Here is a 13504-nt window from a genome sequence, read left to right as displayed (position 1 = left end):
ATTTTCGAGATTAAAACATTTCCGAGCGATTGCAACCCGATTTGATAAGCTTGCACGAAATTACCAGTCTATGATTTACATTGCTTGCATGTTTATTTGGTGTAAAGCCAAATGAGGACACGCCCTAATTTTCTTATGTTTTACAAGCGAGTTCCCTTCTAGCAAATTTTTATTATTCGCTTGAAAATGTCAGTCACTTAAATATACATATATAACTTTTATTGATTCAAATTATTTCTCTCATCGGCAGGACTAAAAATAAACTAAAGCTCGCTGCTGTATTTTACCTTTTGCCCTCTTCTTCGTTTTTAGTAAATAAGGCCTAGTCTGTAGGCTTATACATCTAATGAAATTTTATAAATTTTAGATCAAAGTCTTGATGCAATTCTTCTATATATTATGCGCCGATCAGATTAATAAAGTTTTTAGCTCATTAACCTTAGCTTAAATCATCACGATTGATGGAGTGGTTTGCGACAGTAAAATGCATTTTCAAACAATAAGATTGCTTCTTCTTTGGAAAAATTAATCTAAGGTATAAGAAGCCTAGCTCTGCTGCTACAAAAAATGACCAAAAAAAGCTACCAGATTTTTCTTGAGCAAAACATAAGCAAAAGCCACTGATATGAGCGGTATATCAGTTTTTCAAATACCAGTATTCAAATAAAAACAAATTAAATTGAAACAATTTCAGCCAATTTTACCGTTCAAACCTAGTCCTTAGACGCAACACGATGTAACATATCGGGTCTTTAAATTTAACTGTGATAGGACTTATGCGCGAGTACGCTGTATTTACCTCGGAATCTGTAAGCGAAGGCCATCCAGATAAAATGGCTGACCAAATCAGTGATGCTATTTTGGATGCAATCTTAAAAGAAGACCCATATGCGCGGGTTGCTTGTGAAACGCTTGTAAAAACGGGTGCGGTTGTACTTGCCGGTGAAATCACAACAACTGCAAACGTCGACTTTGAAGCAATCGTACGTCAAACCGTAAATGGCATTGGTTATCATCATTCTGATCTTGGCTTTGATGGTTCAACCTGTGCCGTGATCAACATGATCGGTAAACAATCTCCTGAAATTGCTCAGGGTGTAGACCGTCAAAAGCCAGAAGATCAAGGTGCCGGTGACCAGGGCCTGATGTTTGGTTATGCCAGCCGTGAAACTGACGTATTAATGCCTGCGCCAATTTCTTATGCACACCGCCTAATGGAAAAGCAGGCTGAATTACGTCGTAATGGCTCATTGCCATGGTTACGCCCAGATGCGAAAAGCCAGGTAACTTTCGCTTATGAAAATGGCATGCCGGTACGTTTAGATGCAGTGGTCCTATCAACTCAACATGATCCTGAAATTTCACAAGCGAACCTAAAAGAAGCTGTGATTGAAGAAATCGTGAAGAAAATCATTCCAGCTGAAATGTTCCATGCAGAGACCAAATTCCACATCAACCCGACCGGTATGTTCGTAATCGGTGGTCCTGTAGGTGACTGTGGTCTGACTGGCCGTAAAATTATTGTAGATACTTACGGTGGTATGGCGCGTCATGGTGGTGGTGCATTCTCTGGTAAAGATCCATCGAAAGTTGACCGTTCTGCTGCTTATGCAGGTCGTTATGTAGCGAAAAATATCGTTGCTGCTGGACTTGCTGATAAATGTGAAATTCAGGTGTCTTATGCAATTGGTGTGGCTGAGCCAACTTCTATTTCAATCAATACCTTTAATACCGGTAAAGTATCTGACGAGTTGATCGTTCAATTGGTTCGTGAGCACTTCGATCTGCGTCCATATGGTATTACCCGTATGTTAAACCTGATCCAGCCGATGTATAAGCAAACAGCAGCTTATGGTCACTTCGGTCGTGAAGGTTCAGATACTGCGTTTACCTGGGAAAAAACAGATAAGGTTGAAGCATTACGTGCTTCTGCTGGACTGTAATTTTTCTTGCTTAAAAAGCCTGCCTTCGAGCAGGCTTTTTTTGTTTTCAATAGTTTATAAAACGGTTGACAAAATTTACATGAACGCCACATTTTGTAGCATTCTGAAGCACGTGATTCCGATAATATTTTTATATCAATGATCTATGACAACAAAAGGATATAACACAATGAATAAACTTCTTATCGCTTTAGGTTTGGCGACAACTGTGGCACTTGTAGGCTGTAGCAAGGAGAAACAACCTGAAACTGGCGCAAGTACAGGTGAGCACCTGGAGAATGCTGCGGAACAGGCAGGTCATGATATGGAAGATGCGAGCCGCGAAGCTGCAGCTGAAACCGACCAAGCTCTGGATAATGCAGCAGCAAATACGGCGGAAGCAACAGATAGAGCAGCCGCAAGTGCTGAAGCTGCAGCCCAACGTGCTAAAGAAGCAGCCAAAGATGCAACAGCCTCTGTTGCAGGTTCAGTTGAAGAAGGCGCAGCAAAAGTACGCCAAGAAGCTGAAAATTAATTCTGGTTACTTGATTCTTTTTCAAGCCCCCAGTGCTTTAAAAAGCCTGCATTTTGCAGGCTTTTTTATTCTCTCACCTATCTTTCAGATTTGATACCTGGAAAAGTGAATCCTGAAGCCGAACTCAGCCAATTGATCTGGATTTATATTATACGTAGTTACTCAAGAACTGGCGTGAGATTGCAATATAGCTGGATCATCATGCATTGGAGCCTTGGCTCGTGCAGGATAAGATCAGTGTTCATGCCAATACCACCGCTAAATCATTAAAAATTAGCAGACCAGCTACCCTTGTCTTTTCTGTACGAACATTATTTCCCATATCTTAAATCTTGCTCAGTCTTAAGCAACTGATCTCAGCTGCCGCAATAATGGTAGGTATGTTTTCACTGGCAATTTTAGACGCGATTACCAGCTTACTTTACCAAGACGTTAAAGCTAAATGCCAGTTAATATATTCCCTTTTTTGCTATCGCTGCCATGCTGTTCCTTTCCTGGAATATCTCGCTCTTTCACATCAATCTGACCTAACGCCATATAAGCTAAATTGATATGAAGAATCAGATATTGAAGTGTAAATTTTAGGTTTTGGACTCGCTTTGAAAAAGCAGCGCTGTAAAATGGCACACTTTATTTTTTGATATTTTATCTCTCCTATGTCAGTGATTGCTGCATCCTCAAACCGATCTAATATATTGGTTTGGGTATCATTTATTTTACTTGCTTTAGGTACAGTCGGTGCCTATCAAATCGTAGGGCTGAATCAGGCGCTTTTATTCCTGGTCGGTGGTGCCTTGGGCATGACCCTGTACCATGCCTCTTTTGGTTTCACTTCTAGCTGGCGTGTGTTTATCAAGGAACGTCGCGGTCGTGGGTTACGCGCGCAAATGATTATGCTCGCTCTGGCAGTATTGCTTTTCTTTCCCGCCCTTGGTGCCGGTGAGCTGTTCGGTAATCCTGTCAAAGGTAATGTTAATCCCGTTTCCATGTCAGTCATGATTGGTGCCTTTATTTTCGGTATTGGCATGCAGCTCGGTGGCGGCTGTGCATCAGGTACGCTCTATACCGTTGGTGGTGGTAGTGCGCGTATGCTGGTAACTCTGTTCTTCTTCTGTGCAGGTTCGCTGATCGCAACGTCTCATCTCGACTGGTGGTTTAATCTGCCACATCTGGCACCCATTTCGATTGTGAAAAGCTTCGGGGTAGTGCCTGCACTGTTACTCAGCTTTCTGGTATTTGCAATTATTGCCGCTGCGACTGTGTTTCTCGAAAAGAAACGCCATGGCAGTCTGGAAGCTGAACCACAAAGCCAGCATCAAGGTTGGAAACGCTTTCTTCGTGGTCCATGGCCATTGATCTGGGGCGGTATCATTTTAACCCTGCTTAACTTTGCGACTTTGGCACTGGCTGGACGTCCATGGGGGGTAACTTCTGCCCTTGCCGTTTGGGCAGCGAAATCGGCAAGTTTCGTAGGTGTAGATGTTGCTTCTTGGGCATATTGGCAACAACCAGGCAATGCTAAAGCATTATCAGAATCACTCTGGTTTGACATCACGTCAATGATGAACTTTGGCATCATGCTTGGCGCCCTCCTTGCTGCAAGTCTGGCAGGTAAATTTGCACCCAATTTCAATATTCCAAAACGTTCATTACTAGCAGCAGTCATTGGTGGCTTGATGCTCGGCTATGGCGCACGTTTGGCTTATGGCTGTAACATTGGCGCATATTTCAGTGGTATTGCTTCAGGCAGTGTACATGGCTGGTTATGGCTGGTATTTGCCTTTGTGGGAAATGGTATTGGGGTAAAACTCCGTCCGATTTTCTTCCCGGGCGAAAAACCTCAACCAGAAAAACTAACCGGCTGTTAATACTCCAGCATAAAAGAAGCCCATCTGATGATGGGCTTCTTTTATGCACTGAATAATCTTAAAAATTTATAGTGCCGCTTTTAGATTACACCCATAATTCATGGTTTGTTGTACCTGACGATAGCTGGTATAGCGATCCAGAATAAAGGTATAGAACTGATCAGCCGTTGAGAAATTCGCTTTAAGATCTTCTTTTTCTGTATTTGGCAGCTGAATATCATTCACTAAATTAAGATTGTAATGCCCCAGTCGATACATCTCGGCAAAATAGCCATTCATCATATCGCAATAGGCCATTTTACTGGACTTAAGTGCTGTGCTTGCGACCAAATGCTGATTCAAGGTTCTCAGGTTATTTACATCTAAAGGGAACTGATGCGCAAAGGCAATACTTTCGACCTTCTTAAACTGGCTAAAGTCAGTTGCCAGTTTTTGATTTAGCGTATCAAAGCGTTGCTGTAATTCCTGAGCATTTTTAACCTGATACTGAGCGGGGTCCACCTCAACCTTTTCAGGTTCTTGCGAACATGCAGTCAACGTCAAGCCTAGCGCCAATGTACTCAGCCATACCTTCATAAACACATTACTCAATCAAAAAACAATAGCGCTCTGATTATGCCTGAAAATCCTGAAGCATGTGTTTCAAAGTGCTTTTTCATTCATATATCGCCAATAGCGTTTAGGCACATATTGAATATGCAGCTTCATATTCTTACGTGCCTGAATATTCACACTATGAAAATAGTCTTTCCAAAGCTGGTCATAGAGTAATTCCTCATCATCCAGTTCAACGCTGAAAGACTGACTATGTCCAAGCCGGACTCGTGGATCTATCTGTACTGCATTCATTTCTACCTGATGTAAATTTTTTAAATCATAGTAGATACCATATTTGCGCTGTTCATCATAAATCAGCCAGGTCTGATCCTGGTAACGTTCCTTGAAGTGTTTGCTAATAATCGGTAGCACATTAAAATCTGGCTTGATCAAACTTAAGAACAAACCATCCTGACATTTTTTGAAACGCACAAAAGCTTCCATCCGGTGCTTTTCACGTCCAACCTGTTTTGCCCATTGTGACATGCCCAATACCGCAGCATGACCATAGTCTTGATCCACTGGACGCTGACTCTGAAAGACATATACTGCAAAGTCAAATAGGACCTGGAAAGCCTGTTCTTGCTCCGCCAAAAAGGTATAGTAAAAAGCCCTCAAGCTGCCTGAACCAACTTTCTGTTTTAAGCCTTGCCAGACACGCTGGCCATGCGCATCATTGGACGCCACATGAATAAAATCATCAAACAGACCATTTTGTGCATGTGGATTAGCAGTAATTCTGACCTCAAATTCACGAAATTCAAAAGCACGAAATACGCAGCTCAATAGTCCTGTCATTGTGCCATCAAAATAGTAACAGGCCATCAGAACCCTAATCCCAGTTGAGGTGAAAGTTGCTGCTGATATTTTGAATAACCCGACTGCAATATCTGCTGCCGAATCTGTTGTGACTGCTGTTCTTTTTTAAATTTTGGTGTATCGGCGCAGTGGATAAAATGCTGCGCACGGTTATAAGCCACCCCCATACGTTTCAGCTGATCAATATGAATCTGACTAAAACGGCGCGCCTGAACGATTTTTTTGGCTGAACGCACTCCGATTCCCGGTACTCGCAGAATCATTTTATATTCGGCTCGGTTAATATCGACTGGAAAGGCTTCCGGATGACGTAATGCCCAGCTGAGCTTCGGATCAATATCCAGTTCCAGATTCGGATGCTGGTCATCGACAATTTCTTCAGCATCAAAACCATAAAAACGCATTAACCAGTCAGATTGATACAGCCGGTTTTCACGTAATAATGGTGGCGCTGAACCCACGGCCGGTAGTGCTTTTTCTTCAGCATTAATCGGGATATAACCGGAAAAATACACACGCTTTAGCTTAAATTCCTTGTAATGCCGATCCGCCATCAGAATGACATCGCGATCCGTTTCATTATGCGCCCCAACCACCATTTGTGTAGTCTGGCCTGCCGGTACAAATTTGGGTACAGCCTTGATAATTTTACTTTCGTCTTTCATCTGAATCAGACGATCACGCACAATGCCCAGATCTTTCTGTACTTCAGCATGAGTTTTCTCTGGGGCAAATTTTCGTAACCCATCTTCTGTTGGCATTTCCAGATTGATACTCATCCGGTCCACATACAGACCTGCTTCAGTAATAATTTCCTGCGAAGCTCCCGGAATGGTCTTAAGGTGAATATAACCGTTAAAGTTTTCTTCCAGCCGCAGTTTCTTGACTACCTGTAGCATACGCTCCATGGTGTAATCGGCAGACTTAAAGATACCTGAACTCAAGAACAGCCCTTCAATATAATTACGACGATAGAAGTTCATGGTCAGATCAACCACTTCCTGCACGGTAAAAGCGGCCCGTTTTACATCATTGGAACGGCGTGAAACGCAGTACGAGCAGTCATAAATACAGACATTGGAAAACAGGATTTTTAGCAAGGAAACACAACGGCCATCTTCAGTATAGCTATGACAGATCCCGTTGCCAGTATTGCCTAGACCTTTATCTTTATTCTTTCGATTGCTGCCACTAGATGAACAGGACACATCATATTTGGCAGCATCAGCGAGAATCTGTAGTTTTTCACGTATACGATCAGACATGAGTTCAGAAAAATTTAACTAAAACAGCATTATAAAACTGCAGAATTTCACCTACTATGCAATCGATCAGTACAGCGACAATGAGTGTCGCCGCAAATGTAATGCTTATGTAACTATAGTCGAATATTTCGAAATAAAATAACCAATATGATTTGCTTAATTTTCAAGGCGAAGGCAAAGTAAGGTGATAACAAGGAGCAAAGCCATGTCTTTATTGGAAAAATTAGGCATTAAACACCCAATTCTGTTAGCACCCATGGCCGGTGTCTCCACACCCGAGCTGGCCGCTGAAGTCTCTAATCAGTGTGCTTTGGGTTCATTAGGATTAGGTGCCAGTAGCGTACAGTCTGCGCGTGAACAGATTCTTAAAACTCAAGAGCTGACTGATCAGCCTTTTCAGGTCAATTTCTTCTGCCATAAAATTGAAGACTTAGATGACACTGTCGCTCAAGCCTGGATTGAGCAGTTCAAGGATAAATTTGCCCAGTTTGGTATAGAACCACCCAAAACCTTGAAATGCATTTATCCAAGCTTTAGGGACAATGATGATTTCCTGAATCTGGTTCTGGAAACACGTCCAAAAGCGGTGAGTTTTCACTTCGGTATTCCGCATTCTTATCAGGTTCAAGCACTTAAAGAGGCTGGAATTATCACCATGGTTTCTGCGACCAATCTGGCTGAAGCACGTGCGATCGAGGCTGCTGGCATTGATGTGGTGATTGCTCAAGGTATTGAAGCCGGTGGGCACCGTGGAATTTTCAGCACCAAATTTGATGCCTCAGTCAAAACTTCGAATTTAATCAAGCTGATTAAACAGTATTGCTCCCTGCCCATTGTAGCCGCTGGGGGTATTATGGACGGCTATCAGGCACGACAGATGCTGGAGTTTGGTGCTGAAGCCGTTCAGCTGGGAACGGCATTTGTACAGTGCAAAACCTCTAATGCTAATGAAGCCTATCGTAAAGCCTTGCTATCCAAGCCATTGACTCAAGTGACTGCAAGTATTTCTGGTCGTCCTGCGCGTGGCATTATCAATCACTGGCATACTGATATCGACACCCCAGATCGCCTGGATGTGCCAGCCTATCCATATACTTATGACCTGGCCAAGCAATTACATGCAGCAGCCGTTCAACATGGCGATCATGGCTATGGCGCTTTCTGGGCTGGCTCAAATGCCGCACAAACACGCGAAATGGAAGCTTCAGACCTGGTTAACCAGCTGGTTCTGGAGATTAAACATCGAGAATAAGTAGTTTTTCTTCTCATTAAAATAAAAAAACCTCTCAATATTGAGAGGTTTTTTTATGAGAAATAGAAGTTAGCGAGTCGCACGATGCCATGCATCTTTCACTGCAAATTTGGCTTCTTCCCAATTAAGACGGGAGTCACCTTTAACCTGTTCCCATTTGGTACGCAAATCAGGCTCAGCTTCATTAAATTCTTTACCGTCATAATGCGCACGATTTTCATAACCGAGGCGATATGCACCACGATAATCCCGATCATAGTCCAGATCACCATAGACATTACGGCTTTCATTATAATAAGGCGTCTGATGATGCTGTTCACGCCAGTAGTGATCATCGTCCTGTAAATTTTCTGAACCTGAAAGTGCAATACCTTCTGGTGTATCTAGCGTAGGTCGTGCTGATTCTGCCATTTCATTTCCAGCTAGACCACCTACTACTCCCCCAACAAGGCCGCCGACGACTGCGCCTGCAGGACCACCGACTGCTCCAATCGCCGCACCTGCTGCAGCGCCACCTAAGGTTCCAGCACTGGTAGCCACAGGATGATCACCCGCTTCATTCATATCGGGGACACGATGGCTTTCTTTATCTGGTAAATTTAAATCTGGGCGTGCACTGCCTGAAGTGGTCGGGCTGCTTTTCAATGCTTCATCATCTCTTAATACATCAGTCCGTTCTTGAGACAAATCACGATGTGAAGCTGGGTTAATATCTGAAACTGGTCGATTGGTATTTGTCATTCTAAATCTCCCTTGATCTTTTATAGCCAAGATGGAAATCTCATCTTGTCTTTGATTTATTTATAATAGAGAAAATTCAGGTTAACACTGTCCAAGTCCTGTCCGGTTTCAGTGAATATATACTACGCTATGTACCTGTAGACTACGGATGTAACAGATATGTCTAAATTGCATGAATAAACATCAAATAAGTATAGTTTTTATAACCAGATAATTATAATTTTTTGAAATCCTCAATTTTGTATTTATTCATGAATAGTCGTTTTAAATACATTATCCACCTACCCATTTTCAATGATGACTGTCAGATACCTCGGATATAATAGACGTATTAAAAATAGCTAGTCTTAATCTGAAGGATTCAGACTAATGCTGTAAAGCAAATAACGGTTAGGTTTGTATTTGTAGAACAATAAAAAAACCTCTCCGAAGTAGAGAGGTTTTATCTAAAGGTGTGATTTAGCGAGTTGTGCGATCCCATGCATCTTTAACTGCATATTTAGCCTGTTCCCAGGTCAAACGAGATTCACCTTTGAATTGCTCCCATTTGCTTCGCAAGTCAGGTTCAGCTTCATTAAATTCTTTACCATTGTAATGTTCACGGTTTTCATAACCGAGTTGGTAAGCCCCGCGATAATCACGATCATAGTCCAGATCCCCATGCACATTACGGCTTTCACTATAATAAGGTCTGCTTTGATACTCTTCGCGCCAGTACTTGTCATGGTCTCCTAATAGACTGGAATTTTCAATACCATGGTCTGGATGATCTGGTGTTGAAATATCCTTACCTGCAATTCCACCAAGTACTCCGCCAACGACTCCACCAATCAAGGAGCCTCCTGGTCCGCCCACCATACCGAGTGTTGCGCCAATGGCCGCTCCACCCACACTCCCGGCACCGGTTGCCAATGCCTGATCTCCAGCTTCAGCCTCTTTCTCATCTGGATCAAGGGTTCTTGTAGTATCTGCTGGATGTAAATTAGGATCACTACCTTGTGCGATTGAAGGATCCATTTTCACAACTTCTTCATGTTTTATTGCGTTATTGTCCTCAACCAGATCGGTTTGAGTAGTTGGATTAATCTCTGAAACTGGACGATTAATATTTGTCATTCTGATTCTCCCTTGATTTTATTTAGACAAAATTGAAATTCATCTTGCACATATCCTTTATCATAGAGAAAATTCAGGTTAATACTGTCCAAGTCCTGTCCGGTTTTAGTGAAGTTAGTACTTAACTCTGTACAGGTATTTCCATCATGTAAACACCTTGCTGTATTGCAGCATACAGATATTAAAAAGGTACTGTTTAAACGACAGCACCTTAAGAAGGAATTCATTTCAGGTAATATGGAAAATCAGATTGTTTCCAGAAGATTCACCTGCTCGACCTGCACATCACTCATGATCTGACCATACTCCAGCAGGTTATTGAAATAGTCTTCTACCACTTTATATTGATCTGCGGTACTTTCCACCTTATACATATTTTGACGAAACTCATTACTGGAACGCAGACCTTTGGTATACCAGGCAATATGCTTACGGGAAATTCGGCAGCCAGAATATTCACCGTAAAATTCATACAGTTCAGCCAAGTGACCCAGTAAGACCTCTTTAACTTCGGCAATACTTGGTGCAGCGAGCTGTTCTCCAGTCTTTAAATAATGTGCGATTTCACGAAAAATCCATGGACGTCCCTGTGCTGCACGTCCAATCATCACCGCATCGGCACCGGTATAATCCAGTACATATTTGGCCTTTTCTGGACTGTCGATATCTCCGTTCGCAATCACGGGAATATTCAATATCTCTTTCACATCTTTAATCAGTGAATAGCGCGCTGTGTTTAAATACATATCTTCGCGAGTACGGCCATGTAATGCCAAGGCCGCAATACCGGCTTCTTCTGCCCGCTTGGCCACACGCATGATATTTTCCTGACCATTTAAATAACCCAGACGGGTTTTTAAAGTCACGGGGACACCGACTGCAGCAACAACGGCATCCAGAATACGTGCAACCAGATCTTCATCTTGCAGTAATGCCGAACCAGCCAGCTTGTTACAGACTTTTTTAGCTGGGCAACCCATATTAATATCAACAATTTGTGCACCGTTCGCGACTTGGTACCGTGCCGCCTCTGCCAGATCACGCGGATCTGAACCGGCAATTTGTGCCGAAATTGGCGCCAGTTCGCCATCGAAATTAGCACGATACAAACTTTTCTTACTCATGCGCAGGGTTTTGTCTGAAGTCATCATTTCACTGACAGCATGACCTGCACCAAAATATTTGCATAGTGTACGGAACGGACGGTCTGTCACGCCTGCCATGGGAGCAACAATCAAATTATTTGATAGTTGATACGGACCAATATACATATAAATTCATCACTTTGTTGATGAGCATAGTATACTGCATCTGCCTTGATCGCTCATCTGCTGGAATCTGATTTAGACAACATGAACAACACACTTCACCGAATTTTTACTGTTAAATCGTGGTCTGTCCTTGCTTTATCCCTAAGTCTTGCTGGCTGTGGCAATGGTTCCTGGTGGTCTTCTGATGAGCCAACTATGGAAGCTGACCAGATACCTAAAGCGATTCCATCACGTGTCAGCAATCGTGATTCATGGGCTAAAGATATCTATGATATTACCGAACAACTGGGTATTCCCCAGACTAAACAGAATATCTGTACCATTGTCGCAGTGGTGGATCAGGAATCTAATTTCCACGCAAATCCAACTGTTGCTGGTCTGGGCGAAAAAGCAGTAAAAGAAGTTCAAGGCCGTCTGGAAGAAAAATTTACCGAGAAACTTGGTGAAAGTATCGGTGGAACAGTTGCAGGATATTTCCAGGATGTTCTGAAGAATCATCCCACTCCGGATAACAACTATCTCAGCCAGATGCGTAAGGTTAAAACTGAACGTGAACTGGATGAACTGTATCGTGAAATATTTGACTATATGGCCAAACATTATCACGTGAGTGCGCTGACGGGTGCAGCCAAACTCTTTGGTCAAAACATCGGCGAAAAGCTTAATCCGATTACGACTTTAGGCTCGATGCAGGTGCATATTAGCTATGCCAAGGAGCATAAGCGTCAAGGTGGCAATATCGCTGAACTGCGTACCGATCTGTATAGTCAGTATGGCGGTCTGTATTATGGTATTCATCGTCTGATGATGTATCCGGCAGATTATGATAAACCGATCTATCGTTTTGCCGATTATAATTCAGGCATGTATTCCAGTCGTAATGCTGCCTTCCAGAGCATGCTCAATGATCTGACTGAAGCCGAACTGGATCTGGATGGCGATCTCTTGCTATATAGCAAAGATGGCAGTATCCGCTCTCAGAAAAGTCAGTCTGAACGTGAGCTGATCAATGTATTCGCCAAGCATAATTTCATTATTACTGAACGCCAGATCCGTTCTGACCTGAAGAAGGAAAAGGAAAAGGATTTTGAAGACACCATGACCTATCGTGGTGTAGCGAAACTATATCAGGAACAAACGGGTAAAGAACCTTTTTATGCCACCATGCCTGAAGTGGTGATTTCTGGACCAAAACTGAGTCGTGATTACAATACCAACTGGTTTGCTAGCCGTGTAGATGGCCGTTACCAAACATGCATGCGCAAAATCAAAAACCTCAAGCTCTAGCCTTATTTGACTTTGATGGCACCCTGTATTCGCATGACAGCTTTACAGGGTTTATTTTTCATGTCCTGAAAAAACGACATATTATTTGGCGTGGTCTGAGAATTCTGCCATGGATTACTGCTTATTATCTCAAAATCTATCCTGCCCATCGCATGCGACCAAAGCTTTATTTAGCCATGTTTAAAGATGCTGATGTAAAAATAATTTACCCTTTAGCATTGCAATACGCGAATAAGATTTTAGGGAATCTTGACTCTGCCCTGTTTGAGCAGCTGAAAATGCATCAAAAGTTAGGACATAAAGTTATACTGGTTTCAGCAACCATTGATCTATATCTGGAAATGATTGCTAATAATTTAAGTATTGAGCTGCTCTGTTCCAAAGTGGAAATCAACAATGGAAAATTGACAGGAAAATATCTAACACCCGACTGTAGCTGTCTGCAAAAGAAATTACGGATTTTAGAAGCAATCAATCTTGTAGATTACGAGACGATTTATGCTTATGGGAATAGCGAGGAAGATAAGGAAATGCTGAGTTTAGCGCAGCATAGCTATATAGTGGGCTTTAACAAGAAATTACCCGTATTAGAAAATCTAAATACTAGATCTCTTTCATAAATCAAAAAACGATCTTCTTTTTGGTTAATATTTGCACTCCGGATTTCTTGGCATTCGTGCATAATCTGCGGATGAAATACATCAATTCAAACAAGCTTTCTGATCCTCAGTTCAAGCGATACACAGGCATCTCATGGTCAACTTTCTATTTGATGGTTGAGCAATTGCAGAAGCATGTCTCTGCCAAAGGCAGACCGCCCAAGTTAAGCCT

General features: G+C 42.4%; 12 protein-coding genes and 1 pseudogene. 7 read left to right on the top strand and 6 right to left on the bottom strand.

Annotation, left to right across the window (positions count from 1 at the left end):
- The 4 genes and pseudogenes from C3420_RS17285 to C3420_RS15145 all read left to right on the top strand — a co-directional run.
- Positions 1 to 115 (top strand): annotated as a pseudogene (locus C3420_RS17285) (IS5/IS1182 family transposase); the annotation flags it as partial.
- A gap of 661 nt (positions 116 to 776) precedes the next feature.
- A complete protein-coding gene (gene metK, locus C3420_RS15160) occupies positions 777 to 1943 on the top strand; it encodes a methionine adenosyltransferase (protein ID WP_004812553.1) in 1167 nt (388 codons plus the stop codon).
- A 169-nt stretch (positions 1944 to 2112) separates the two neighbouring features.
- Positions 2113 to 2457, top strand: coding sequence for a hypothetical protein (locus tag C3420_RS15155; protein ID WP_004894290.1), 345 nt, complete (start codon positions 2113 to 2115; stop codon positions 2455 to 2457).
- Between the two features lie 656 nt (positions 2458 to 3113).
- Positions 3114 to 4325 (top strand): YeeE/YedE family protein, encoded by a 1212-nt coding sequence (locus C3420_RS15145; RefSeq protein ID WP_103800899.1) that lies wholly within the window; start codon positions 3114 to 3116, stop codon positions 4323 to 4325.
- 66 nt (positions 4326 to 4391) lie between these two features.
- Here C3420_RS15145 and C3420_RS15140 read toward each other — a convergent pair whose 3' ends face one another.
- The 3 genes from C3420_RS15140 to C3420_RS15130 all read right to left on the bottom strand — a co-directional run bounded on the left by C3420_RS15140 (position 4392) and on the right by C3420_RS15130 (position 7006).
- Positions 4392 to 4901, bottom strand: coding sequence for a hypothetical protein (locus C3420_RS15140; RefSeq protein ID WP_004812548.1), 510 nt, complete (start codon positions 4899 to 4901; stop codon positions 4392 to 4394).
- A 66-nt stretch (positions 4902 to 4967) separates the two neighbouring features.
- Positions 4968 to 5747: a TIGR03915 family putative DNA repair protein gene (locus tag C3420_RS15135; RefSeq protein ID WP_103800900.1), complete on the bottom strand. Its 780-nt coding sequence runs from the start codon at positions 5745 to 5747 to the stop codon at positions 4968 to 4970.
- The gene (locus tag C3420_RS15130) at positions 5747 to 7006 is read right to left on the bottom strand and encodes a putative DNA modification/repair radical SAM protein (protein WP_103800901.1); all 1260 of its coding nucleotides are present in this window, start codon (positions 7004 to 7006) and stop codon (positions 5747 to 5749) included. The genes C3420_RS15135 and C3420_RS15130 overlap by 1 nt, the downstream gene beginning before the upstream one ends.
- Positions 7007 to 7211: 205 nt before the next feature.
- Between C3420_RS15130 and C3420_RS15125 the strand changes: the two genes are divergently transcribed.
- Positions 7212 to 8258, top strand: coding sequence for an NAD(P)H-dependent flavin oxidoreductase (locus C3420_RS15125; RefSeq protein WP_103800902.1), 1047 nt, complete (start codon positions 7212 to 7214; stop codon positions 8256 to 8258).
- A 69-nt stretch (positions 8259 to 8327) separates the two neighbouring features.
- Here the strand turns inward: C3420_RS15125 and C3420_RS15120 are convergent, their stop codons facing one another.
- The 3 genes from C3420_RS15120 to dusB all read right to left on the bottom strand — a co-directional run bounded on the left by C3420_RS15120 (position 8328) and on the right by dusB (position 11386).
- The gene (locus tag C3420_RS15120) at positions 8328 to 8999 is read right to left on the bottom strand and encodes a glycine zipper domain-containing protein (RefSeq protein WP_103800903.1); all 672 of its coding nucleotides are present in this window, start codon (positions 8997 to 8999) and stop codon (positions 8328 to 8330) included.
- 459 nt (positions 9000 to 9458) lie between these two features.
- The gene (locus C3420_RS15115; protein ID WP_103800904.1) at positions 9459 to 10115 is read right to left on the bottom strand and encodes a hypothetical protein; all 657 of its coding nucleotides are present in this window, start codon (positions 10113 to 10115) and stop codon (positions 9459 to 9461) included.
- A 245-nt stretch (positions 10116 to 10360) separates the two neighbouring features.
- Positions 10361 to 11386, bottom strand: coding sequence for a tRNA dihydrouridine synthase DusB (gene dusB / locus C3420_RS15110; protein ID WP_103800905.1), 1026 nt, complete (start codon positions 11384 to 11386; stop codon positions 10361 to 10363).
- An 81-nt stretch (positions 11387 to 11467) separates the two neighbouring features.
- Between dusB and C3420_RS15105 the strand changes: the two genes are divergently transcribed.
- Together C3420_RS15105 and C3420_RS15100 are read left to right on the top strand one after the other, a co-directional pair.
- Complete coding sequence (locus C3420_RS15105) at positions 11468 to 12673, top strand: DUF1615 family protein (RefSeq protein WP_103800906.1); 1206 nt, start codon at positions 11468 to 11470, stop codon at positions 12671 to 12673.
- On the top strand, positions 12640 to 13293 hold the full coding sequence (locus tag C3420_RS15100) for an HAD-IB family phosphatase (protein ID WP_103800907.1): 654 nt from the start codon (positions 12640 to 12642) through the stop codon (positions 13291 to 13293). Before C3420_RS15105 ends, C3420_RS15100 begins: the two co-directional genes overlap by 34 nt.
- Positions 13294 to 13504 lie beyond the last annotated feature (211 nt).

This window comes from Acinetobacter sp. ACNIH3, assembly GCF_002918965.1.
Classification (GTDB): Bacteria; Pseudomonadota; Gammaproteobacteria; order Pseudomonadales; family Moraxellaceae; genus Acinetobacter; species Acinetobacter schindleri.
Note: the sequence above shows the minus strand (reverse complement) of the source record. Positions and strands in the feature narration are given on the sequence as shown.